We start from the raw sequence: 22,601 nt of genomic DNA, 5'->3' as shown, positions 1-22,601 counted from the left end.
AAAATATGACTATTTTAGCAGAAAACAGAATCATGGAACTGGCATTTAACAAGATTTTAAAAGAAGATTTTCAGGTGGTTTTGCCCTTCCTGAAAAAACTTCACCAGCAGCCTCCTGAAGATGAATTATTAAAGGAAAGACTACTCGAAATGTTCGATCAGAATTATGAATGTTTTGGCATCTATGACCAGCAGAATTTGATTGGTGTTTTTGGATTATGGTTTATGACGAGGCATTATGCAGGTAAGGCTTGTGAAGCTGATCATATATTTATAAATGAAGATTACCAGGGAAGAGGAGTAGGGAAGTCATTATTTGAGTTTATTCATCAATATGCTGAATCAAAGGGATGTGAAACGATGGAATTGAATTCTTATGTGGAAAATTTCGGTTCTCACAAATTCTATATGAATCTGGGCTATGTGATACGAGGATATCATTTTTTAAAAAAGCTGTAAAATTTTTTGGTTTTTGAAACTGAATCAGATTATATTTGCAGCGTTAGGCGGGAGTAGCTCAGTTGGTAGAGCGTCAGCCTTCCAAGCTGAATGTCGCCGGTTCGAACCCGGTCTCCCGCTCTAGAAAGCTTCATCGAAAGATGGAGCTTTTTTTATGCCCTAAGCTCAGGTTCAGGCAAATAAAAAGGCCGGAAGTAAAAACTTCCGGCCGCATTATAAGTAGGGTTTTAAAAAAGCTTTTTAACCGTTCATGGAGATTAAAAACTCTTCATTATTCCTTGTATTTTTAATTTTATCATTGATGAATTCCATCGCTTCAACTGGATTCATGTCAGCCAGATACTTTCTAAGTACCCACATACGCTGAATTGTATTGTCATCTAGTAGAAGATCATCTCTACGTGTACTTGAAGAAACAAGGTCGATAGCAGGGAAAATTCTTCTGTTAGAAATTCTTCTGTCTAACTGAAGTTCCATGTTACCAGTTCCTTTAAATTCTTCGAAAATCACTTCATCCATTTTAGAACCGGTCTCCGTAAGAGCCGTAGCTATAATAGATAAAGATCCGCCATTTTCAATATTACGGGCAGCACCAAAGAATCTTTTTGGTTTATGTAACGCGTTTGCATCTACACCACCACTTAATACTTTACCACTTGCAGGTTGAACAGTGTTGTAAGCTCTGGCAAGCCTGGTAATTGAATCAAGTAAAATTACCACATCATGACCACATTCTACCAGTCTCTTGGCTTTTTCCAGTACTATATTTGCAACTCTAACGTGCTCATGAGCTTCTTTGTCAAAAGTAGAAGCAACAACTTCACCTTTTACATTACGTTGCATATCTGTAACCTCTTCAGGTCTTTCATCAATAAGCAATACAATTTGGTAAACTTCAGGATGATTCGCGGCAATTGCATTGGCGATATCCTTTAAAAGCATCGTTTTACCCGTTTTCGGTTGAGATACGATCATACCACGCTGACCTTTTCCAATAGGAGCAAAAAGATCCATTACCCTCGTAGAAATAGAACTTTGCTTTTCAGCAAGATTGAATTTATCCTTTGGGAAAAGTGGAGTTAGATGTTCAAAAGAAACCCTGTCTCTCACCACTTGCGGATCAAGTCCATTGATCTTATTGATCTTGATAAGAGGGAAATACTTTTCACCTTCTTTCGGTGGTCTTATCTGTCCCTGAACGGTATCTCCGGTTTTAAGTCCGAAAAGTCTGATTTGTGACTGAGATACATAAATATCATCAGGAGAGGTTAGGTAGTTGTAATCTGATGATCTTAGAAAACCATAGTTGTCCTGCATGATGTCAAGAACACCTTCGCTTTCAATGATAGCATCAAATTCGTAATCTGGTTCTTTATAACGGTTCCTGTTATCACGGTTACCGTTATTCTTTTTATTATCATTTCGATTATCGTTACGATTGTTATTCCTGTTATCGTTACGATTATCATTGCGGTTGTCATTTCTACCGCGATTGTCTTTTTTATTGTTCTGGCTTCTGTCTCTATCGTTTTTAGAAGCAGGGTTATTCCTTTTGTCATCTTTTTGAGAAGGATGAGAGGAATCTTTTCCTGAAGGCTTGTTAGAGTGAGAAGTTTTTTGATTAGATGAAGCTTTGGCTGGTTTTTTATCACTACCAATCTTTGCAGATTTTTTTGGTTTTTCTGTGGCCTGGTCTTCTTTATCGTCGGTAAGAACCTCTTTCACTTTGTTAGGATTTGATGCCTGGTAATCCAGAATCTGATACACCAAATCTAATTTTTTCAAAGTCTTGTACTTAGGAACATTAAGCGTTTGAGCAATTTCCTTAAGTTCAGGAAGCTTTTTAGCTTTTAATTCTGAAATTTCAAACATGAATACGTTTAAATAATTTTTTTTGGATTGATTTTAAAAACTTCTCGAGGAAGAATAAAAAGTTTTGGAGACTTAAGTAACCAACGTTGAATGGGTTACGAAATGTTCCTGCAATAATACAACTTTATTTTAAACTTTTACACAGTAATTCTAAAAAGAATCTTTTATTTTTGTGCCGCAACAGCAATAAATATGCTTCAAAGAATTCAAACTATTTACCTACTTTTAGCAGCTATAACGGCAGCAGGTCTTATATTCGTATTTTCGCTCTGGACAAATTCAGCAGGCGAAGAAGTTTATGCTCAGGACCAGCTGATTGCGTTAGGGATGTTCCTTGGCTCAGCAGCTATTTCGTTGGTGAGTATTTTTATGTTTAAAAATAGAAAACTCCAGTTTGTGCTGGGGCGACTAAATATAATATTGAACCTTTTTTTACTAGGAGTGTTTGTTTATTGGTCTCTAACTTTACCTGGAGAAATGGATATTTCAGAGAAGGGTATTGGGATGTTTCTTCCTATTATTTCTATCGTTTTTATTGTTTTGGCCAATAAGGCCATCAAGAAGGACGAAGATCTCGTAAAATCTGTGGACCGATTACGATAAGCCTATCATCTTAGTAGTATTAGTGCGTGAAAAACCCGAAGTGAAAGCTTCGGGTTTTTTAATTATTCCAGTTCTATAACTTCCAGGTCGCTAATATCCTTACCATTTATTTTAAATCTTAACATCGTTCTTTTCTTATGAAATCCATGCTTGCCTGCCGCACCTGGATTCATATGAAGTAATTTTAAAGATTTATCGTTCATCACTTTTAGAATATGTGAATGTCCTGAAATAAATATTTTCGGAGGATCGTTTTTAATTTCTTCTTTAATCGCGGGAGAGTATTTGCCGGGGTAACCGCCAATGTGAGTGATCCACACATCAACTTCCTCGCACATAAACCTGTTATTCAGTGGGAATTCTTTCCTGATCTCAGCGTTGTCAATATTGCCATAAACTGCTTTCAGAGGCTTGATTTTTTGTAGCTGGTCTGTCACCTCAAGGTTTCCAATATCTCCTGCATGCCAGATTTCATCTGCCTGTTCTGCGTAATGCAGAATCCGATCGTCCATATGTGAGTGAGTGTCACTAAGTAAAAGTATCTTCTTCAAATCTTATTTTTTAATTTTCGTTTAACAAAGGATGGTTGGGAAAGGCTTTCTCCTTGCTATAATTGCCTTATCTTTGCATTTCGCTAATATAAAAATAAAGCGGAGCTTGAGGTATTTTATAGAACTCTCATATTTTGGAAAAGCCTATCACGGCTGGCAAAATCAGCCAGATTCAATTAGTGTGCAGGAAGTTCTGGAAAAGAACTTAAGCAAAGTTTTACGTTCATCTATAGAAATTGTTGGAGCGGGTAGAACAGATTCTGGTGTTCATGCCAGGCAGATGTTCGCTCATTTTGATTTAAAAGAAGTTCTGTATCCAGAACTTATGAAGTACAAACTGAATTCAATGCTTCCAAGAGATATTGCTGTTCATGAGTTTTTCCGGGTAAATGAGGAGGCTCATGCACGTTTTGATGCTACCGCCAGAAGTTATGAGTATCATATAGTACAGGAAAAGGATCCTTTCAGTAAAGATTCTGCCTGGTTTTTGAAACATAAACTGGATGTAGATAAGATGAACCAAGCGGTTGAAATTTTGAAAGAGTATACCAATTTTAAATGCTTCTCAAAGAGCAGGACAGACGTTAGAACTTACAATTGTAGGATTGATGAAGCGATATGGAAGCAGGATGGAAATAAATTGGTTTTTCATATTACGGCAGATAGATTTTTGAGAAATATGGTTCGGGCTGTGGTTGGAACCCTGATCGAAATTGGACAAAACAAGTATCCTGTTTCTCATATGCATGAAGTGATAAAGAGCGAAGACAGGGGGGAAGCCGGGACTTCGGTTCCAGCAAAGGGATTATATTTAACCAGGATCACCTATCCTGAAAATATCAGAATTAATTAAATGGCATCAAATACTGGAAATGCGTTCGATATGGATCTGTTTAAGCGTTTGCTTAAATACACAAATCCTTATAAGCGAATATTTTATTTCGTTGGAATCGCTGCCATCCTGGTTTCATTATTTGCGGTTCTAAGACCTATCCTTCTACAGGAAACGGTAGATCAGGCTCTGATTCCTGCAGATTTTGACAGTCTTATCTATTATGTGAGCCTAATGTTAGGCGTGCTGGTATTGGAAGTCCTTTTCCAGTTCTGTTTTATCTACTATGCAAACTGGCTTGGTCAGGAAGTGGTGCGTGATATCCGTGTGAAGCTTTTTAGGCATATGCTGGGCTTCCGTATGAAATATTACGATAAGTCTGCGGTTGGTAGGCTGGTAACCCGTGCGGTCAGTGATATTGAAACCATTGCCAGTATCTTTAGTCAGGGGCTTTTTATGATCATAAGTGACCTTTTAAAAATGCTTGTGGTGATTGGAGTAATGTTTTATAAAAGCTGGGAACTCACTTTGCTGGTGCTTACTGTTTTGCCATTTATTATCTATGCGACCAGGGTATTTCAGAAAAAAATGAAACTGGCTTTTGAAGAAGTCAGGACTCAGGTGGCGAATCTCAATACATTTGTTCAGGAACGAATAACCGGAATGAAGATCGTTCAGCTTTTTACCAGAGAAAAAACTGAATATGCCAATTTCAAAGAGATTAATGATAAACACAGAAAAGCATGGGTGAAAACCGTATGGTATAACTCTATCTTCTTCCCTATTGCTGAAATGTCCACTTCCATCACTATCGGTTTGATCGTGTGGTTTGGTGGATTGCGCGTGGTGGCCGGAGATGAGATGTCGCTGGGTATTATAGTGGCCTTTATTGAATTATCTCAGATGTTATTCAGACCATTACGACAGATCGCTGATAAATTCAATACCCTCCAAATGGGGATGGTGGCGGCAAACCGTGTTTTTGATATTCTGGATACCGATGCGAATATTGAAGATATCGGAACGCTGGAAATAGGAAATTTGGAAGGAGAGATCGAATTTAAAAATGTGCGTTTTAGCTATGTGGAAGATGAGGAAGTGCTGAAAGGGATTTCGTTTAAGGTGAATCCCGGTGAAACGGTAGCGATCGTTGGAGCAACTGGTGCCGGGAAATCTACGATCATCAATTTGTTAAGCCGATTCTACGAAATAGACAGTGGTTCTATTTTAGTGGACAACACTAACATTAAAGATATTCAGTTAAGATCTTTAAGAGCTGAGATCGCGGTGGTTCTGCAAAATGTTTTCCTTTTCGCCGATACGATCATGAACAATATAAATCTGGACAATCCTGATATTTCTGATGAAGATGTGATCAATGCTGCCAAGCAGATAGGTATTCATGATTTTATCAGTTCGCTTCCAAATGGATATTATTATAATGTAAAGGAAAGAGGAGCGATGTTATCTTCAGGACAGCGTCAGTTGATTTCTTTCCTGAGGGCTTATGTTAGTAATCCTAGTATTTTAGTTCTCGATGAAGCTACATCTTCCGTAGATTCTTATAGCGAGCAATTGATCCAGGATGCTACAGATAAGATTACTGAAGGCAGAACTTCTATCGTGATCGCTCACCGACTGGCAACTATTAAAAAGGCAGATAAGATCATTGTAATGGACCAGGGTGAGATCGTTGAAATTGGGAATCACAAGCAATTACTTCAAAAAACTGACGGATATTACAGGAAACTTTATGAAGTTCAGTTTAAGGAAGAAGAGGCGATCTAAGTTAGCCTTAAATCAGAAAAATACTTCAGGTAAACTATAAGCATTGCTGAAGCGATTCCGAGGAAGAATATTCCGAAAATAAACAGGAACAGTAAGGTTTTTAAAAACGTTTTCCACCAGCTCATTTCATATAATCCTTTAAAGACATAACTGTAATAGATCACGTAGATCGGGATACTTACAAAATTCATCAGTCTGAAACTTGTTTCGCTGAAAAATGAAAACATAATCAGGATCGTAGTGATAATGTGTATGTGAGCGTAAGCATATAAATGAATGATAAGGTGTTCTGCGAGATTGTATTTCTTATTCTTCAGGAATATTAGCCTCGAAAACACTGTAATCATTGGAACGAAAAGAAAGAAAAGAAGATTCATGTGTTCCAGGATCTTCGTGGTAACCTCCCTCGAAATATCCTGTTCACCTACATTTGCCTGGAAAGCTCCACTTCCCAGATATTCCGGAAAATAGTTCAGGTTTATAAAAGTATGAATACCGGTAAGCGTCAGGGCAATGGTAAAATAACCGTAGGGATTGATATACTTTTTGCGCAAGCCATTGATGTAGCCATCAATAACATGGACAGGTTTTCGAAAAAGGTCTAGAAAAGTAAGAAGCGGTTTGTTGGAATCTATACTCCAGAAAGATTCAAAAAATTCATTAGAAAGATGATTGATGGTTAAACGCCTCTCAATAATCTTTGCACCGCATTTTGGGCAGTAGCTCTGGTCATTGCTTAATTGGTTTCCACAATTCTTACAGAACATATTTAAAAAGATTAGCTGATATCTTCCTTGATCCGGTCTTTTAATTCTTCCATTGTTTCAAACATCACAAATTGACCATCTTTGATATATGAAGTCTGACCTGTTTCTTCACTAACCACCAATGCCAGCGCATCGGTTTTTTCAGTAATTCCAACAGCAGCGCGATGTCTCAATCCAAATCTTAGCGGTATGGAGCGATCGTTAGAAACTGGCAAGATCACCCTGGTTGCCGTAATTTTATTTTCTTCTATTACCATGGCGCCATCATGTAACGGGCTATTTTTAAAAAAAATCGATTCTATAATGGGTTGATTCAATTCTATTTTCATTTTATCACCTGTATTCTTCACAAAATCCAGTTTATTGCTTTTCTGAATCACCATCAAGGCTCCTGTATAGGTTTTACCCATGGTTTCACAGGCATCTATGATCGCTTCTACATTGATTTTAGATTCAAAGTCGTCTCTGCTAAATTTAAAACTTCTGAAAAATCTTCCTTTCTGGGTGAAATTGGTAGAGCCTATCATTAAAAGAAATTTCCTGATCTCCTGCTGGAAAACAACGATCAAAGCAAAAACTCCAACTCCAACAAATTCTCCCAGCACGCTGCTCAGCAATTCCATCTGAAGTAACTGGGTTAGCAGCCAGACGAGATAAATTACCACGATACCAATAAAAATGTTTACGGCCGCGGTTCCTCTAACCAGCTTATAAACATAGTAGAGTAGGAGTGCTACAAAAACAATATCCAGAATATCGAGAATTCGAAGATCTATGATGTCCAAATTGCGGGGGTTTTATGTAAAAATAGAAAATCTAAAATTAGTTTATCAATTCACGTGTTAATTTGACGCATTCCATTGCTTCCTTAACATCATGAACCCTCAAAATATTTGCTCCTTTCATTAGAGCCGCAGTATTCAGAATGCTGGTGCCGTTTAAAGCTTCTTCAGCAGTTTGTCCTAATTTTTTCCAGATCATGCTTTTTCTGGAAATTCCGATCAAAAGGGGAAGCTCCAGGTTTTTAAAAAGTTCAAGTTTCGAAAAAAGCTCATAATTCTGCTTGATGTTTTTTGCAAATCCAAAACCAGGATCTACAATAATATCATTTATGCCAAGATCTCTAGCCGCTTTTATCCTTTCAGAAAAATAAAAAAGAACATCGGCTACCAGGTCTTCATATTGATTGAGATCTTTCATGGTTTGGGGTGTTCCCTTCATATGCATCATGATATAGGGAACCTGGTATTTTGCAATTAGCGGTAACATCTTTTCATCCAGTTTTCCTGCTGAAATATCATTGATCATTGCGGCACCAGCCTGAAGACTTTTTTCGGCCACATCAGCCCTGAAAGTATCTATGGATAAAAATACTTCTGGAAATTCTTTCAGGATTATTTCAATAGCTGGAAGCATTCGCTTTGATTCTTCTTTTAATGAAATGTCTGTGGCTCCCGGGCGTGAACTATAAGCTCCCAGATCCAGAAAAGTAGCCCCTTCCGTTAGCATTTTTTCTGCATTAGACAGGATTTCTTTTTCCGAAGCTGCACGGCTACCGCTGTAAAATGAATCGGGTGTAATATTGATGATCCCCATCACTTTGGGTTCGGAAAGATCTATTAAACTGCCTTTGCAATTGATGAACATAGTCTGCTTCGGATTTTTATAGCCTGGAAATAACTTTGACTATCTGAAATATTTGCCCGAAATTTACGGAAATTACAACTACTTCATGCAGGATACCTCAAAACAATACGACGCGGTGATTGAAGGCTGCCGCAGTTTGTTTCTAAATAAAATGAAAGATTACGGCTGTGCCTGGAGAATTTTAAGACTGCCGTCTCTTACCGACCAGATCTTTATCAAGGCACAACGTATTAGACAACTTCAGGAAAGTGATGTAAGGAAGGTGGATGAGGATGAAAAATCTGAATTTATCGGGATCATCAACTATTCGGTGATGGCGCTAATACAGTTAGAGAAAGGTATCGCTGTACAACCAGATCTTAATCCTGAAGAGGCGATCAAATTATATGATGAAAAAGTGGCTGAAACGAAGGAGTTGATGATGAATAAAAATCACGATTATGGAGAAGCCTGGCGTGATATGAGGATCAGTTCGCTAACAGACCTGATTATTCAGAAATTACTTCGGGTGAAACAGATCGAAGATAATAAGGGGAAGACTTTAGTGAGTGAAGGGATAGACGCTAATTATCAGGATATGATCAACTATTCTGTTTTTGCGATGATTCACTTTAGCGAGGCCGAAGAAGCTTCCGCAAAAAAATAAAATTATGAGAGCAATTGAAAGTATCGCCAGGATCCTGGTGGGAGTTTTATTTATCTTTTCAGGTTTTATAAAACTGAACGATCCGGTAGGATTCTCTTACAAATTGCAGGAATATTTTAGTGAACCGGTTTTAGATATTCCGTTTCTAATTCCCTTTGCATTGGTGATAGCCATACTAATTGTGGTATTTGAACTAGTCCTGGGAATTATGTTATTAATTGGCTACGCTCCAAAATTTACCAGCTGGAGTTTACTGGTAATGATCGTATTCTTCACTTTTCTAACCTTTTATTCGGCTTATTTCAACAAAGTGACAGATTGCGGATGCTTTGGAGATGCGATCCCGCTAACTCCCTGGGAATCTTTTTACAAAGACATTATTTTGCTGGTGCTTATTCTGATTATTTTCTTCAATCAAAAATACCTTAATCCTATATTTCCCGCCAAGTATCATAAATGGGTCATTTTTGCCAGCTATATGGCTTGTTTTGGATTTTGCTACCATGTGTTGATGCATTTACCCGTATTTGATTTCAGACCATATAAGGTCGGGAATAATATTCCTGAAAAAATGCAGCTTCCCGAAGATGCTGAAATGGCCGAGGTTACTTATAACTGGAAATTTGAGGTGAATGGTGAGGAAAAGATAATTCAGAATAATGGAGCATATCCTCAGGTTGAAGGAGAATTCATAGGTGTTGAAACCACACAAACCGGCGAAAATGCAATTGCACCAATCCATGATTTTGTAATTGAAGGGGAAGATGGCGATATCACAGATGAGGTCTTATCGGCTGAGAAGGTATTAATGATTGTCGCTTATAATCTGCGTTCTACGGAAAGAGACGGCTATGAAGCTGTAAAAGCGTTGAGTGAAAATGCTCTTCAGAAAGGCTATATGGTGGTTGGGCTTACGGCATCCGGTTCAGAATTTCAGAAAGAACTTATCGAGGAATATGATCTGAACTTTGAATTTTATCAGACAGATGAAACAGCCTTAAAAACTATCGTGCGTTCAAATCCAGGATTTCTTACTTTAAATGAAGGAACCATTACTCAGAAAAAACACTGGTTCGACGCTTCAGATATTGATTTGTAAATTTTTTCCGGAAGTCGTTGAAAACTTGCTAAAAATTCAAGGTTTAGCTTTGGTTTAAGATTCAATCAATCAACCTTTACTTATATTTGCTTTTATGCTGATGTCCTGTGGTATCGGTTAAAATTGAACTATCAAACCAAAATATAAAATCATGAGAGATAATATAGTTGCCGGAAACTGGAAAATGAATAACGACCTTGCCCAAACTGAAGAACTTTTAACCAAGTTGAAACTTCAAATGGTAAAGGAACCGGAGGCTACAGTGATGGTTGCTCCGTCTTTCACGAATCTATACCCAACTTTTCAAGCTTTAAAAGACACGCCGATTATTGTTGCCGCTCAGAATATGCATGAAAGTGAGAAAGGTGCCTACACCGGAGAAGTTTCTGCGAGCATGCTGAAGAGTATTGGGATTAATACGGTAATTATTGGTCACAGTGAAAGGAGAGCTTATTTCAATGAAACCAATGAGGTTTTATCGAAAAAAGTTCAAACCGCTATAGACAATGAAATGACTGTGATCTTTTGTTTTGGTGAAGAACTGGAAGACAGAAAGAATGACAAACATTTTGAACTTGTAGAAACTCAATTAAAAGAAAGTCTTTTTCAGTTGCCGCAAAGTGCCTGGAAAAATATCATCCTGGCTTACGAACCGGTTTGGGCCATTGGAACCGGAGAAACTGCAAGCCCGGAACAGGCTCAGGAAATGCATAAACACGTAAGAGAGCTTTTAAATAAGAATGTTGGAAAAGAAGTTGCTGAAAATACTTCTATTCTTTACGGTGGAAGCGTAAAACCTAATAATGCCAAGGAGATCTTTGCGAAAGAGGATGTTGATGGCGGACTTATTGGCGGAGCTAGTCTTAATGCAGTTGATTTTGTTGAGATCGTAAATTCATTTTAATAATGACTGGTAATTATTTTGAATTTCAGTTTAAGATCGATCCGGTTCAGCCGGCTTCTGAAATTCTGATTGCTGAACTAGGTTACCTTGGATTTGAAAGTTTTGTAGAAAATGACGATGGCATAACAGCTTATATTCCGGAAGAGGAATATGAGGATGATCTTCTGGCAAACGTTCATATACTTCAGTCAGATGATTTCAAAATCAGTTATGATCAGAAAGAAATTGAAAGGGTTAACTGGAATGAAGAGTGGGAGAAGAATTTCACGCCAATTATGGTAGATGAAAAATGCAGTGTTAGAGCCCCATTTCATGAAAAACCAGATGTGGAATTCGATATTGTGATCGAGCCTAAAATGTCTTTTGGAACCGGTCATCACGCAACTACTCATATGATGATCCAGCATATTCTCAAAAACGATTGGGAAGGAAAAAGTGTGCTGGATATGGGATGCGGGACAGGAGTACTGGCAATTCTAACCGCATTAAAGGGTGCTAAAACTATTGATGCAATAGATATAGATAATTGGTGCTATTTAAATACACTTGAAAATATTGACAGGAATGATTGCGATCATATTAATGTAGAAGAAGGCGGAGCAGAATTATTAGAAGGTAGGGAATACGATTCAATTCTAGCCAATATCAACCGTAATATTTTACTGAGGGATTTGCCTGTATACGAGAAATGCCTGAAAAACGATGGCAGTTTATTTTTAAGCGGATTTTATGAAGGTGACCTTCCTGCAATTAAAAAAGCCTGCGAAGAGGTTGGTTTAGATTTTGTGGAAAATTACGAGAGAAACGATTGGGTAGCTGCAAAGTTTTCGCGCTGAGGTTTTTAGCATAATTTGTATCTTTGACCCAAGTCATGTAGCAAGAGAAATTTTAGATGATGAGTACAAAAGAAGAATTATTAGAAGAGGTTGAAGTAAAGACCAAGGAAAAGAAAGAGAATGAGATCGTATTGTATAATGATGATTACAATACCTTTGATCACGTTATAGAAACCCTAATCTACGCTTGTGAACACACTCCGGAACAAGCTGAACAATGTTCTATACTCGTTCATTATAAAGGTAAGTGCACTGTAAAAACAGGGCCTTATGATGACTTAAAGCCAAGATGTTCCAAGTTACTTGAGGCTGGTTTAAGTGCAGAAATAATTTAGGGCAAAAAATCTATTTAAACTTTTCAGATTTTAAAATAAACAATATATTTGCACCCGCTTTGCAGAACAGTAAAGCAGCAATTAAAGGCCTCGTGGCGCAACTGAATAGCGCATCTGATTACGGCTCAGAAGGTTGCAGGTTTGAATCCTGCCGAGGTCACTAAAAGTAAAAATCCGCAATGAAAGTTGCGGATTTTTTATTTCCATTTATTTGATCTACAAGTAGATTTTTTCACTTGCAATTCAATTTTTAAAAATTGCAATAAGTAAGTGCCTAAAAGGGTTTGAGGTCTGCTTTCCACCGGATCAATCCAATTTCCTTATTGAAAATCATTGATTTGCTTTCCCTTGCTTTGGAAATATTATTAGATCTGAAAGCGAAAAATTATTACTAAAGGGATATTTGAAGTTGATAAGAGAAGAAATAAAACAGGTTTTAAAGTAAAAAAATAGAGGAAAGTAGAAGGGATAATGCAGCAAGGATAATCAATCCACTCAATATTCTTATACTTTTTTGAACTTCTTCATATTCTTTTTTAAACTCGCTATCCTGCTGAATTAATTTTTTCATAAACTTAGGTGTAAATCAATTCTATAAATCTAGAAGATTATCAGGGAAATTGGAATACCTCTTTTATGGTATAATTTGCTACTTAGAAGAAAAATAATCCCCCACCTGGACGATGAGGGATTTTTCAAAAGTTAGCTTTAACGAAAGATTGCAACCATAAGTATGGTAAAAAGACCTATACATATAATTGCCCCCCTTATAATCCTAACCTTTTTTTCCATCGAGGTGTAGAACTTATTAAATTCCTCGTCCTTTTGAGATAAAGTTTTCATAGTCAGAAGATTTGGGTATTCAAATATTGTTAAATATTTGATAATCGCCAAATAAAAAGTGTCTTTTGTCGTAAATAAATGCTTTTAATCGATAAATAGGGTGACTAAGCAGAAAATTGAAATTGAAATCAAATATTTTCTTAAGTAGAAAAAGTCAGATTCATTTTTGTTCATCGATCTGCAATATAAATCCTTTCTTATGCAGGTTTTTGATTTCAATCTTGGGATCTGAACTCAAATACTTTCGTAATCTGGAGATAAAAACATTGAGACTTTTCCGGTTGAAATAATCATTTTTACCCCACAATAGGTCCAGAATATCTTTATGGGCGCAGAGTTGATTTCGATTATTCAATAGAAATAATAAAAGTTTAATTAATCATTGGCTTCAACCATAAGTAGGCTGGAATTATAATTATTTAGATAATTCGTTAAAGTAAAATATGCTAAAATAAAAAATCAGATAATAAAAATGATTGGAAAATAAAATTGATCTACCATATTCTATAATTTTTCTCAAATTCAATTATTTTTGATTATTTAAAATATTTCAGATAAAACAATTTTAACATTTTAAAGTGAAAACTGAAAATTAAATATTTGAAGAATAATAGTTCAATTTTATCCCTTATCCGCAAACAGTTCTCTATACCTAAATCTGTGAACCGAATAGCTTCATCAACTGAAATGTGATATGATTTGATTGCGGCTGCATTTTTTACAAAACTTTTATGTTCTTTTGGCATGCTTATAAGTAAATTTTTGTATTTCAAATATTGGTAATCTAATGCCTGGTTTGCGTTGTACGAATTATAAAGCCTATCCTGATGATGATGGTTTACTTTTACTAAGCAATCGTTTACGTATTCAAAATCGGCAAATTTTACAATTTGCAAAACAAAATCCCAATCCTCCATGGCTTTGAGGTTTTCATCAAATCGTATCCTTCTTTTACGGATTATATCTTTTTTGACCATAAGAAACGGAGTTCCAGCTCCAATATTTTTTCTCTTTGCAAGTAAACTGGTATAATAATTTTTCCTTTTTATAGGAATTCTTTGATTATACTTTTTATCATTAATAAAATCAATGGCACCGCAAGAAACGATTCCTAAATTTTTATTTTGAGTATTATTAAAATGATTTAGCTGTGCTTTCAATTTATTGGGATAAAATTCATCATCCGAATCCAAAAAAGTAATGTAGCTGCCTGAGGATAAATCCATTCCGTAGTTTCGTGCTTTACATACACCTTGATTTGTATTAAAATAATGAAAACTTATTCTCGGATCTTCCTTTATTCTTGGCTCAATGGTTTTATAAGTACCATCTGTAGAACCGTCATCTACAATAATCAATTCCCAATTTGTATATGATTGATTAATTACACTATCTATTGCTGAAAGAATTTTATCTGCTCTATTATATGTAGGTAAGATTATTGAAATCAATATACTCGAACCATTCATTTTAATAAACTATTTGAGATTTTCATGATGAAATTGTGAATAACGTATAAATAAGGTAAACTAATTTTTTAATTATTTATCTGCAATATAAATCCTTTCTTATGCAGGTTTTTGATTTCAATCTTGGGATCTGAACTCAAATACTTTCGTAATCTGGAGATAAAAACATTGAGGCTTTTCCGGTTAAAATAATCATTTTTACCCCACAACAGGTCCAGAATATCTTTATGGGCGCAGAGTTGATTTCGATTATTCAATAGAAATAATAAAAGTTCATTTTCTCTGGCAGTGAGAGTGGTAGACTCATGCTGAAATTTTAATTTCTGATTTTTGGAATCAAAAACATAATTACCTATTTGATGCATATTTGATTCAGGTTTCTTACCTTCTTCATTTCCGGGGTGCATCCTTGAGATAAGTACTTCAATTCTGGTTACTAGCTCTTCTTCATCAATAGGTTTTTTTAGGTAATCCATCGCACCCAGTGAAAAACCTTTTAATACATCCACCTTTAGGGATCTGGCGCTTAGGAAAATAAAAGGTGCTTGTGAATTTTCTAATTTTATCTTTTTTGCCAGGCTAAATCCATCAATGTCGGGCAGGTTCACATCCAGAACGATCAAATGGTAATTATGATCATTCAGCATTTTTAAAGCTTCCTTTCCCGTCTTTGCCCAGGAAACTTCAAAGTTCTTTATCTTCAGATATTCCGAAAGCAAGTAGCCCAGAGAATCATCATCTTCAACCAGCAATATTTTATTCTTATTTTCCATCTACAGGAAGTAATATAGTGATTTTAGTGCCTTTATTTAATTCGCTGGACACGCTGATTTTTCCTCTATGCTTTTTAATTATTTGCTGAACATAGCTTAAACCAAGTCCGTAACCTTTGGTTTTATGCAGGTCTCCCTCAGAAACACGATAGAATTTTTTAAATATTTGTTTCTGATCTTTTAAAGAAATCCCCTTTCCATTATCTGTTATTTTAATAGAGATATTTTTCTCGTTTGAATCTGAAATTAGTTTGATCTGAGGATCTTCAGAATACTTTCTCGCATTGTCCAGCAGGTTGGAGATTGCATTCTCAAAATAAAATGGAGCTGCCTTAGTGTTATAATTTCCGGGCTTTATGTCATATTCAAAATTTAAATTCTCGATCTCGGAAAGGCGTTTAAAATCTTCGCACCATTCTGTAAGCTGTGGTTTAAGGTCGATTTTTTCGAGCTTAATTAAATTTTTAGACTCAAGACTGGCCAAGCCCAGAACCTGTTCAATATGATCATTAAGACGGGAAATCTGTTTGCGTATTTCGGCAATGATGGGGCGTTGTACTTCGCTACTATTCTTTTCAAGGATCTTAGTTGCCACTCCTATGGAAAAGACAGGAGTTTTTAATTCGTGTGTAAGGTTGTTTATAAAGTCGTTGGTAATAGTGATAAGATCGCGTTGCCAGAAAAATAATCTTAGCATCCAAATCATGACAAAAACTATAATTGCCAGAAAGATGAAACCGGGAATAAGTAATCCTTTTAGCTGAGATAAAAAATATGCATTAAGATCCCTGAATTGTAGTTCTAATATTAAATCTTTTTGCAGGATATCTGGAAGATAGCCTTCCAAAATGATCGGAAACTTTATCAGGTTTTCCGTTTCCTTAAAGTCTACCGGAGAAGCTAAATTAACTAGGCTATCCCTTGAAAATAATCGATATGAAAACTCCGTCTCAACCTTGTTTTTATTTAGCCTATTTTTAATAAAATCATAAATATAATGTCGGGAAGCATCCTGAAGGCTATCTTCACTCAAACTGAAATAGCCTTGATTATTGTAAGAACTGGCTACAAGGAAGCTTAGTTCATTCTCACTGCCGAAATCTTCCTTCAATTCTTCTGATATATTTTCCAGTTTCTGCTCGAACTGGATCCTGGCAAGATTGAGTCCGACTCTCAAATACTGGTACTGCACTACGAATAGCCCAACTACTGAAACTATAAATATGCCTATATAGAAGATCCTTGCTTTCAAAATCGATCCTATATTACTAAAATTTTTGCTTTCAGCTCTTAGTTTGGTTTTTATTAATCTGATTAACCTTTTATTAATCTTTTTTCACTTCCTGTTACCATTAATGCACGTGGTTTCGTCTTAAATTGCAGTATAAATAATAGTTGCTCATATCATTAAGAACAGGTGGAACTTTCAGTTAGCTCGAAGAAAATAGAAAGCGCCTGTTACAAATAGGGGAAATATTAATATAAAGTTTTAGTTGGAATCAAAACGAAGTGAAGCTCTGGTACATCCGGAGCTTTATTTTTTATAGACCTTAAGCAAGACTTGTCTTATTCACTCTCAAAAGTTCATATACTTCATTTGCCTGATTATAATGTCGCTCTTCATGAGTGGTTAAGATCTCAAAAGCCATTTCCAGTTTGTAAACGATATTCTTATTTGCCGGAGATGAAATGACCGCATTCTCTTTAGTATGTTCCTGGACTTTTAGGATTTCTTCTTTTAGTTTATGCTGATGCGCTTCAAAGCGGTTCAAAATTTCTTTCGGAAAAATGCTTTTTTTCGGCTCCCAGATGGGAAATGTTTTCATTTTCTTATTTCTGTCAGGATTTACAGATTTCAGGATAAGATTTCCAAAGAATTTCACCACGAATCCGAATTTCGCCACAAAGGGAAGTTTATAGTTTCCTTTATGCAACCTATCAAAAATGGGAAAATAAGACTCGTTCAGAATTATTAAATGTTCCATATTCTCAGCAATGCTCCAGGTGGTTGGTGAGGGTTTCCAGTTTAAATCTTCCTCACTCAGCGGACTAAACGAGTTGAGAAATTTTCCTGTAAGCCTGTCAACTTCAATTGCCCAGTCTTTCATAGTCTGAATTTTGATAATATTAAAGATAAAAAAAGCCCCTTTATAAGAGGAGCTTTTTTAAGTGTAAAAATTGTTTTATGGAGAGGATATATTTCAATCCAAACTGTGGTTTTTTTCTTGCCTGAAGACTAAAATCAATGATAGAAAATCTGGGCTAACTTTCGAAAGTATAAACCTGGATTTTGTTTTCGTGGATGATAGCTCCGTTTATCTCAGCATTAGTTATCAGAGCGTCGGCCTTAAATATGTTTATTAATTTTGATTAAAATTGTTTTATTAAAATTGGCTTTAAAGAACAATATTCAATTATTTAAATCTGAATCGAATTCAGTAAAAAATTAAAATACTTTTAAAAAAAGAAAACCCCGCCAGTATTGGAAGGGTTTCTTCACCGAAGGGTAAAAGCTAATCACTAAAAGCATCTTTCTTAGACAACTTTTGCCTTTGATATTTAAAATCATTGCTTATTAATGAAGCAGGAATATTATCGCTATCCATTCCAAGGCTTATCATATGATCTACGGTATTGTTTTTCACACAATTTTCTATAGATCTGAGTTTAACACGATAACAGGATTTCCTGATATACATTTCATCCTCATGGAATAATTTAGAAGTGATATCAAGATCTATGAGATTGCCATTTATCCTGCTCGATAGATAATAATTGAATTTAATGTTATTCTTATTCTTTAAAGGTAATCCTGATTTTTCCGGAGTATAGCAATCATCTCCGAGCTTTTGATATTTCATGGCGGTTGGATTTAGAATTAAATATAATTGAATTCACTAATAAGAATTAACGCTAAAGCTTATTAAATGGATTCAATCAGTTGAAAATCAATTTGTTTGATTAATTTTTGATTAGCGTAAATCGTGAAAACCCTGTAATTACAGTTTCTAAGAAGAGTTTAATATCTTTAAATAAAAAATGAGCTTTTACAAACTTTTCAATTTCCTGAGGGAATTAAATAAGAACAATCATAAAGAATGGATGGATGCTCACAGGGATGAGTATTTTGAAGTGAGAGATTTTTATATTGACTGGTTAAATGAAATGGATCTAAAACTCGCGAGGGTAGATTCTGGGTATTCTCCAACTACAGGGAAGCAGGCAATTAATCGCATTAATAATAATCTATTATATCATCCAAACAAACCGGTCTATAAAGATCATTTTGGTGCCGGACTGGATAAAGAGAAGGGGAAAGGTGATTTTTATATACATATTGGAATTAATGAGAGTTTTGTAGCAGGAGGAATCTACAAACCCAAAAAGGAAAAACTGGATAGCATTCGCGCTGCCATAGATTATAATGGAGCTGAATTCAGAAAGATCATCGGTAAAAAATCATTCAAAAACTATTTTGGTGGCTTAATGGATGAAGAAAAGCTAAAGACTGCTCCAAAAGGTTATTCTCAGGATCATGAATATATTGAATTACTTCGCCATAAAAGTTTTGCCGTTACCCATTCGCTTACCCAGAAGGAAATCATGCAGGATGATTTTCAGGAGAAGCTGATTGATATCTATAAGGAAATGCTACCTTTCAGAAATTACTTAAATAAGGCGATAACTGTTTAAAATAGATACATGGAATTAAAATCTTATATAAGGGAAATTCCAGATTTTCCAAAAAAAGGAATTAGTTATAAGGATATCACTCCTCTTTTGCTGGATCCGGAGGCAATGAATTTAGCAGTAAAACTATTTATGAATAATCTTCCCCACGGAAGAATTGATAAGGTAGTAGGAATCGAATCACGTGGATTTTTCTTTGCCACGCTACTAGCGGAAAAATTAAAAGCTGGTTTCATACCTGTACGCAAACCCGGAAAGCTGCCTTATAAAACCTATGCCGAAACTTATGATCTTGAATATGGTAGTGATACCTTAGAAATTCATGAAGATGCCATTAAAAAAGGAGAAAAAGTTTTGCTACATGATGATGTCCTGGCAACAGGCGGAACAGCTGCGGCGACTTGTAAACTAATCGAAAATTGTGGTGGCGAGATCGTGCAATGTAATTTTCTTGTCGAGCTGGAATTTTTAAAGGGAATTGAAAAACTTGGAGATCGCTCAATCTCGTCATTGATCAAATATTCCTAATCTAGGGAGTTCTTTGTGACCCATAATTTCCATCCTATAATAGCCATTTGAAACTTGCTTGCTTTTCTAAGATCAAAATCTTCATCTGTGGAATATTTGGGAAGTATTTTTTTATTGAGTTTTGCTAGACTTTTAAAGATTTGTTTTTTCATTTAGGTTGGTTTACCATCAAATATATCAAATAATTAATATCCAGATACTTAAAAAGCCGCGGTAGAGCGGCTTTTTAAACTTAAATTAAGATTTTCTCAGTCTATTTGTCATCGTATTGACTTGTAATAATTAAACGTTCTTTACTGTCTAGTCCTATGGCAATCATCGGGATTCCTTCAGAATTACTGAAGGTAGCGCTGGATTTTTTGCCAGATTTGGTTTCCGCTTTGACCATGATTACTGTAATAATACCATCAGAATTTCTCTTCACGTTTGAAAATTTTGCATCTATGTTTGCATCTTTTTTAATCATTTTTTGAAGTCTTTTAAGACTTTCGTCATCCTGATTTTTGTGCAATACGTGCATCTTTATATCTCCGCTTTTTGTATAGTTTCCTGCGTGGTCCTTGGTGATAATTTCTATAACGCCAGGTCCACCTTTTTTGCCATATTTCTTGATAGCACCGGTTCCTTTTAAAACGTTGACTCTAGCAATATTTTCAGGTTCGATAATGTCTACGTCATAATCTGCATCCTGCACATTTCCATTCAATACTATCAATGGCTTTTCTTGCTGAGGACTACTTTTATCTAGATTTATAAAAATATCGTCCTTATCGGTTAAACCGTGCTTTTTCTCTGAAGGCTTGGAAATATTTTGATAGCCAATTGTTCCTATACTACTTTTTGAGGACAGAGTTTCCTTGATTTCGTCGGTTTCATCTGTAGAAAATTCAATACGGGTAACTTCAACTTTAGGGCTGGTCTTCCAATTATTATTTTCTTCTTCTGAATTAATGCTGGTATTGGCACTCACAGACGATGGTTTTCCATTTTCATTAATAGAAATGTAATTCTGACTAAAACTTTTACTTTTCTTAAAAGAAGGATCGTCGAATAGAGAATTTAGAATTTCGCCATCGGTAATTAGGATAGAACCGTCTTTTCCGCGGGAACCATAAAGCGCGGTAGATTTAACTCCGGTTAGAACAGTTATAGGTCCGTTTAATTTAATATACTTTCCTTTAAGAGCTGAGGTTTGCACCGGTTTTCCATCGATGATGTACAATGGATTCTCTCCAATTTCTCTAAATTGTTGCTGAATATCCATCGTTGAGGTCACTGTCTTATCAACTACAGCTTCCTCAAGAGTTCTATAACCCATACTACCGTCCTTATTTAGAAAAACTTCAAAAGGTTTGATTCCAGAACTGCTTGCCTGATTATAGTTTCTGGTAATTCCTTTAACCGGATTTGTGAGTGAAGAATTGATACTTGTAATGTTTCCATCATTATACTTGACGTTAGTGAACTTGAGTACAATTCCCTCATCCTCAAAAAAGCTTCCTAATTTATCTAAGCTTTCTTCCGTAGTTCTAGGTCCTATTTTAATTGATTTTCCAACTTCCTGAGAGCGACTTACATCTACTGGGGATGAAATTTCAACATCAAGAATACTGGCTTCTGTCTTTACATTAAAAAGTAGCATGAAAGCAAGAAGTAAAGGCATTACCAGGCTTAACTTCCATGTTGGATTGCTTGTTGATGACTTTCTGTTTAACATAAGAATTCGTTTTTTGATAAATGATTGATAAAAATGATTAGTAAGAGCTGGTTTTAGATCGGCAATGGAAACTTTAACCAGTGCTTTCTGGTATTCCTTGATTTCAGAACTATTTCTTACCGTCTCACGGTCTGCGATAAATTCCAGGTTTTCCTCTATAGTTTTTTTGTAAAGCCAGGTAAAAGGATTGAACCAAAGAACGCAGCTCACCAAGTTGGCTAAAAGAATATCAAAGGAATGCACTTGTCGCGCATGAACTCGTTCATGATCAAGAATCAGCTCAAGATCTTTGTGAGAATGTTTTTCCGGATTAAATATGATAAAATTGAAAAATGAGAATGGTAACTGATTTTCTGAGGTTTCTAGATATTTCAATCCAGAAATATTTCTGAAACTATTTGAAACTAGAATATTGAAAACTGAAAATAGCTGTATCGAAAGTCGTAAAAGGAAAAAACCGGTTATGATAAGGTATGAAATAGCAGCTATTTGCCACCAATCAATAGTATTTTCGACAGGAGCAAGAGAAACTTCAGAAGAATCCATTATAAATTCAAATGGCTTTGAACTTGCCTGTATATATACTTTTTTAGTGAAATAAATCGCCGGAAGAATACCCGAAATTATCAGTCCGCCAAGCAAGAATTTTCTATTCAGCTGAAAAGAAGTTTCTTTTTTTAGCAACAAAAGGTAGCTTAGGTAAAAGATGGAGAGTAGACCAGAAGCTTTGAGAAGATATATTAAAAAATTTTCCATTATTTCTTTTCTTTTTCGATGATGTCCAGAATTTCTCTAAGTTCTTCGGCACTAATTTTTTCTTCTTTCGCGAAATAGGAAACTACGTTCTTGAAAGAATTATCAAAAAATCTTTTAGTCGCCATGTTCATGAACTGCTTCCTGTATTTTTCTTTGCTCACAATCGGGAAATACTGATGGGTTTTCCCAAACGCTTTATGAGAAACATAACCTTTCTCCTCCAGATTTCTAATTATGGTAGAAACGGTATTGTAATGCAATTTCTGATCCTGAAGCTCGGGCAATACTTCTTTTACGAAAGCTTTTTCCAGGTCCCAGAGAACTCTCATGATCTCTTCTTCCTTGTTAGTTAATTTCTCCATCAGATTTTAAAAAAATGTTGATTCTGTTTTCAAATGTAACGAAAAAAATAGTTTCAAAACTAAAAAAGTAGTTGTTTTTTCAATTATGTCTTTTTAAAAGCATTTCCGCTATCTTCGCAAAAAAC

The 22,601-nt window shown here is 35.6% G+C and carries 24 protein-coding genes and 2 tRNA genes; 13 read left to right on the top strand and 13 right to left on the bottom strand.

The window, feature by feature from the left end:
* Positions 1–5: 5 nt before the first annotated feature.
* Together AC2S94_RS00870 and AC2S94_RS00865 are read left to right on the top strand one after the other, a co-directional pair.
* Positions 6–458 carry a GNAT family N-acetyltransferase gene (locus AC2S94_RS00870; protein ID WP_484629630.1) on the top strand — a complete coding sequence of 151 codons (453 nt, stop codon included), beginning with the start codon at positions 6–8 and terminating at the stop codon, positions 456–458.
* A gap of 47 nt (positions 459–505) precedes the next feature.
* A tRNA-Gly gene (locus tag AC2S94_RS00865) sits at positions 506–578 on the top strand.
* A 120-nt stretch (positions 579–698) separates the two neighbouring features.
* On the opposite strand, the gene rho is transcribed toward AC2S94_RS00865, so the two are convergent.
* Complete coding sequence (gene rho, locus AC2S94_RS00860; protein WP_484629629.1) at positions 699–2,330, bottom strand: transcription termination factor Rho; 1,632 nt, start codon at positions 2,328–2,330, stop codon at positions 699–701.
* Between the two features lie 192 nt (positions 2,331–2,522).
* Between rho and AC2S94_RS00855 the strand changes: the two genes are divergently transcribed.
* Positions 2,523–2,933 carry a DUF4293 domain-containing protein gene (locus AC2S94_RS00855; RefSeq protein WP_484629628.1) on the top strand — a complete coding sequence of 137 codons (411 nt, stop codon included), beginning with the start codon at positions 2,523–2,525 and terminating at the stop codon, positions 2,931–2,933.
* Positions 2,934–2,995: 62 nt separating this feature from the next.
* On the opposite strand, the gene AC2S94_RS00850 is transcribed toward AC2S94_RS00855, so the two are convergent.
* Positions 2,996–3,484, bottom strand: a complete 489-nt coding sequence (locus AC2S94_RS00850) for a metallophosphoesterase family protein (protein ID WP_484629627.1) — start codon at positions 3,482–3,484, stop codon at positions 2,996–2,998.
* 106 nt (positions 3,485–3,590) lie between these two features.
* Between AC2S94_RS00850 and truA the strand changes: the two genes are divergently transcribed.
* The gene (gene truA / locus AC2S94_RS00845) at positions 3,591–4,337 is read left to right on the top strand and encodes a tRNA pseudouridine(38-40) synthase TruA (RefSeq protein ID WP_484629626.1); all 747 of its coding nucleotides are present in this window, start codon (positions 3,591–3,593) and stop codon (positions 4,335–4,337) included.
* Positions 4,338–6,104 carry an ABC transporter ATP-binding protein gene (locus tag AC2S94_RS00840; RefSeq protein ID WP_484629625.1) on the top strand — a complete coding sequence of 589 codons (1,767 nt, stop codon included), beginning with the start codon at positions 4,338–4,340 and terminating at the stop codon, positions 6,102–6,104.
* Here AC2S94_RS00840 and AC2S94_RS00835 read toward each other — a convergent pair.
* Genes AC2S94_RS00835 through folP form a run of 3 tightly spaced genes read right to left on the bottom strand, consistent with a single transcriptional unit; the run spans position 6,101 to position 8,518 of the window.
* A complete protein-coding gene (locus AC2S94_RS00835) occupies positions 6,101–6,871 on the bottom strand; it encodes a DUF3667 domain-containing protein (RefSeq protein WP_484629624.1) in 771 nt (256 codons plus the stop codon). The two genes, AC2S94_RS00840 and AC2S94_RS00835, sit on opposite strands and share 4 nt — an antisense overlap.
* 11 nt (positions 6,872–6,882) lie before the next feature.
* Positions 6,883–7,656, bottom strand: coding sequence for a diadenylate cyclase CdaA (gene cdaA, locus AC2S94_RS00830; protein ID WP_484629623.1), 774 nt, complete (start codon positions 7,654–7,656; stop codon positions 6,883–6,885).
* Positions 7,657–7,693: 37 nt separating this feature from the next.
* Positions 7,694–8,518, bottom strand: coding sequence for a dihydropteroate synthase (gene folP, locus AC2S94_RS00825; RefSeq protein ID WP_484629622.1), 825 nt, complete (start codon positions 8,516–8,518; stop codon positions 7,694–7,696).
* A gap of 85 nt (positions 8,519–8,603) precedes the next feature.
* Here folP and AC2S94_RS00820 point away from each other — a divergent pair, with 85 nt between their 5' ends.
* The 6 genes from AC2S94_RS00820 (at position 8,604) to AC2S94_RS00795 (ending at position 12,498) form a co-directional block, all read left to right on the top strand.
* Positions 8,604–9,164 (top strand): DUF1599 domain-containing protein, encoded by a 561-nt coding sequence (locus AC2S94_RS00820; RefSeq protein WP_484630882.1) that lies wholly within the window; start codon positions 8,604–8,606, stop codon positions 9,162–9,164.
* Between the two features lie 4 nt (positions 9,165–9,168).
* Positions 9,169–10,263: a BT_3928 family protein gene (locus tag AC2S94_RS00815; RefSeq protein ID WP_484629621.1), complete on the top strand. Its 1,095-nt coding sequence runs from the start codon at positions 9,169–9,171 to the stop codon at positions 10,261–10,263.
* A 151-nt stretch (positions 10,264–10,414) separates the two neighbouring features.
* Positions 10,415–11,167: a triose-phosphate isomerase gene (gene tpiA / locus AC2S94_RS00810; protein ID WP_484629620.1), complete on the top strand. Its 753-nt coding sequence runs from the start codon at positions 10,415–10,417 to the stop codon at positions 11,165–11,167.
* Positions 11,168–11,169: 2 nt separating this feature from the next.
* Entirely contained in the window at positions 11,170–12,003 is an 834-nt protein-coding gene (prmA, locus tag AC2S94_RS00805; RefSeq protein WP_484629619.1) for a 50S ribosomal protein L11 methyltransferase, read from the top strand.
* Positions 12,004–12,062: 59 nt separating this feature from the next.
* On the top strand, positions 12,063–12,338 hold the full coding sequence (locus tag AC2S94_RS00800) for an ATP-dependent Clp protease adaptor ClpS (RefSeq protein ID WP_484630881.1): 276 nt from the start codon (positions 12,063–12,065) through the stop codon (positions 12,336–12,338).
* A gap of 86 nt (positions 12,339–12,424) precedes the next feature.
* Positions 12,425–12,498 (top strand) — tRNA-Arg (locus tag AC2S94_RS00795).
* 843 nt (positions 12,499–13,341) lie between these two features.
* On the opposite strand, the gene AC2S94_RS00790 is transcribed toward AC2S94_RS00795, so the two are convergent.
* The 6 genes from AC2S94_RS00790 to AC2S94_RS00765 all read right to left on the bottom strand — a co-directional run bounded on the left by AC2S94_RS00790 (position 13,342) and on the right by AC2S94_RS00765 (position 18,284).
* Positions 13,342–13,557 (bottom strand): helix-turn-helix domain-containing protein, encoded by a 216-nt coding sequence (locus tag AC2S94_RS00790; RefSeq protein WP_484630880.1) that lies wholly within the window; start codon positions 13,555–13,557, stop codon positions 13,342–13,344.
* Positions 13,558–13,717: 160 nt separating this feature from the next.
* Positions 13,718–14,650: a glycosyltransferase family 2 protein gene (locus tag AC2S94_RS00785; protein ID WP_484629618.1), complete on the bottom strand. Its 933-nt coding sequence runs from the start codon at positions 14,648–14,650 to the stop codon at positions 13,718–13,720.
* Positions 14,651–14,718: 68 nt separating this feature from the next.
* A complete protein-coding gene (locus tag AC2S94_RS00780) occupies positions 14,719–15,423 on the bottom strand; it encodes a response regulator transcription factor (RefSeq protein WP_484629617.1) in 705 nt (234 codons plus the stop codon).
* Positions 15,413–16,675, bottom strand: coding sequence for a sensor histidine kinase (locus AC2S94_RS00775; protein ID WP_484629616.1), 1,263 nt, complete (start codon positions 16,673–16,675; stop codon positions 15,413–15,415). Before AC2S94_RS00775 ends, AC2S94_RS00780 begins: the two co-directional genes overlap by 11 nt.
* Before the next feature lie 298 nt (positions 16,676–16,973).
* The gene (locus AC2S94_RS00770; RefSeq protein ID WP_484629615.1) at positions 16,974–17,531 is read right to left on the bottom strand and encodes a DinB family protein; all 558 of its coding nucleotides are present in this window, start codon (positions 17,529–17,531) and stop codon (positions 16,974–16,976) included.
* A 405-nt stretch (positions 17,532–17,936) separates the two neighbouring features.
* Positions 17,937–18,284, bottom strand: coding sequence for a hypothetical protein (locus tag AC2S94_RS00765; protein WP_484629614.1), 348 nt, complete (start codon positions 18,282–18,284; stop codon positions 17,937–17,939).
* 178 nt (positions 18,285–18,462) lie between these two features.
* Between AC2S94_RS00765 and AC2S94_RS00760 the strand changes: the two genes are divergently transcribed.
* Together AC2S94_RS00760 and AC2S94_RS00755 are read left to right on the top strand one after the other, a co-directional pair.
* Positions 18,463–19,116: a DUF2461 domain-containing protein gene (locus AC2S94_RS00760; RefSeq protein ID WP_484629613.1), complete on the top strand. Its 654-nt coding sequence runs from the start codon at positions 18,463–18,465 to the stop codon at positions 19,114–19,116.
* Positions 19,117–19,125: 9 nt separating this feature from the next.
* Positions 19,126–19,641 carry an adenine phosphoribosyltransferase gene (locus tag AC2S94_RS00755; protein WP_484629612.1) on the top strand — a complete coding sequence of 172 codons (516 nt, stop codon included), beginning with the start codon at positions 19,126–19,128 and terminating at the stop codon, positions 19,639–19,641.
* Between the two features lie 253 nt (positions 19,642–19,894).
* Here AC2S94_RS00755 and AC2S94_RS00750 read toward each other — a convergent pair whose 3' ends face one another.
* Together AC2S94_RS00750 and AC2S94_RS00745 are read right to left on the bottom strand one after the other, a co-directional pair.
* The gene (locus AC2S94_RS00750) at positions 19,895–22,114 is read right to left on the bottom strand and encodes a M56 family metallopeptidase (protein ID WP_484629611.1); all 2,220 of its coding nucleotides are present in this window, start codon (positions 22,112–22,114) and stop codon (positions 19,895–19,897) included.
* A complete protein-coding gene (locus AC2S94_RS00745; RefSeq protein WP_484629610.1) occupies positions 22,114–22,476 on the bottom strand; it encodes a BlaI/MecI/CopY family transcriptional regulator in 363 nt (120 codons plus the stop codon). The genes AC2S94_RS00750 and AC2S94_RS00745 overlap by 1 nt, the downstream gene beginning before the upstream one ends.
* Positions 22,477–22,601: the final 125 nt, after the last annotated feature.

Source organism: Christiangramia pacifica, assembly GCF_057221535.1.
The sequence above is the reverse complement of the archived record's forward strand: the minus strand, read 5'-3'. Positions and strand labels throughout refer to the sequence as shown.

What these genes read in the sequence shown, in the direction of transcription:
- AC2S94_RS00870 (WP_484629630.1), top strand. Translation starts at nt 6, where the DNA reads ATGACTATTTTAGCAGAAAACAGAATCATGGAACTGGCATTTAACAAG.
- rho (WP_484629629.1), bottom strand. Translation starts at nt 2,330, where the DNA reads ATGTTTGAAATTTCAGAATTAAAAGCTAAAAAGCTTCCTGAACTTAAG.
- AC2S94_RS00855 (WP_484629628.1), top strand. Translation starts at nt 2,523, where the DNA reads ATGCTTCAAAGAATTCAAACTATTTACCTACTTTTAGCAGCTATAACG.
- AC2S94_RS00840 (WP_484629625.1), top strand. Translation starts at nt 4,338, where the DNA reads ATGGCATCAAATACTGGAAATGCGTTCGATATGGATCTGTTTAAGCGT.
- AC2S94_RS00835 (WP_484629624.1), bottom strand. Translation starts at nt 6,871, where the DNA reads ATGTTCTGTAAGAATTGTGGAAACCAATTAAGCAATGACCAGAGCTAC.
- folP (WP_484629622.1), bottom strand. Translation starts at nt 8,518, where the DNA reads ATGTTCATCAATTGCAAAGGCAGTTTAATAGATCTTTCCGAACCCAAA.
- AC2S94_RS00820 (WP_484630882.1), top strand. Translation starts at nt 8,604, where the DNA reads ATGCAGGATACCTCAAAACAATACGACGCGGTGATTGAAGGCTGCCGC.
- AC2S94_RS00815 (WP_484629621.1), top strand. Translation starts at nt 9,169, where the DNA reads ATGAGAGCAATTGAAAGTATCGCCAGGATCCTGGTGGGAGTTTTATTT.
- tpiA (WP_484629620.1), top strand. Translation starts at nt 10,415, where the DNA reads ATGAGAGATAATATAGTTGCCGGAAACTGGAAAATGAATAACGACCTT.
- prmA (WP_484629619.1), top strand. Translation starts at nt 11,170, where the DNA reads ATGACTGGTAATTATTTTGAATTTCAGTTTAAGATCGATCCGGTTCAG.
- AC2S94_RS00800 (WP_484630881.1), top strand. Translation starts at nt 12,063, where the DNA reads ATGAGTACAAAAGAAGAATTATTAGAAGAGGTTGAAGTAAAGACCAAG.
- AC2S94_RS00785 (WP_484629618.1), bottom strand. Translation starts at nt 14,650, where the DNA reads ATGAATGGTTCGAGTATATTGATTTCAATAATCTTACCTACATATAAT.
- AC2S94_RS00780 (WP_484629617.1), bottom strand. Translation starts at nt 15,423, where the DNA reads ATGGAAAATAAGAATAAAATATTGCTGGTTGAAGATGATGATTCTCTG.
- AC2S94_RS00770 (WP_484629615.1), bottom strand. Translation starts at nt 17,531, where the DNA reads ATGAAAGACTGGGCAATTGAAGTTGACAGGCTTACAGGAAAATTTCTC.
- AC2S94_RS00765 (WP_484629614.1), bottom strand. Translation starts at nt 18,284, where the DNA reads ATGAAATATCAAAAGCTCGGAGATGATTGCTATACTCCGGAAAAATCA.
- AC2S94_RS00760 (WP_484629613.1), top strand. Translation starts at nt 18,463, where the DNA reads ATGAGCTTTTACAAACTTTTCAATTTCCTGAGGGAATTAAATAAGAAC.
- AC2S94_RS00755 (WP_484629612.1), top strand. Translation starts at nt 19,126, where the DNA reads ATGGAATTAAAATCTTATATAAGGGAAATTCCAGATTTTCCAAAAAAA.
- AC2S94_RS00750 (WP_484629611.1), bottom strand. Translation starts at nt 22,114, where the DNA reads ATGGAAAATTTTTTAATATATCTTCTCAAAGCTTCTGGTCTACTCTCC.
- AC2S94_RS00745 (WP_484629610.1), bottom strand. Translation starts at nt 22,476, where the DNA reads ATGGAGAAATTAACTAACAAGGAAGAAGAGATCATGAGAGTTCTCTGG.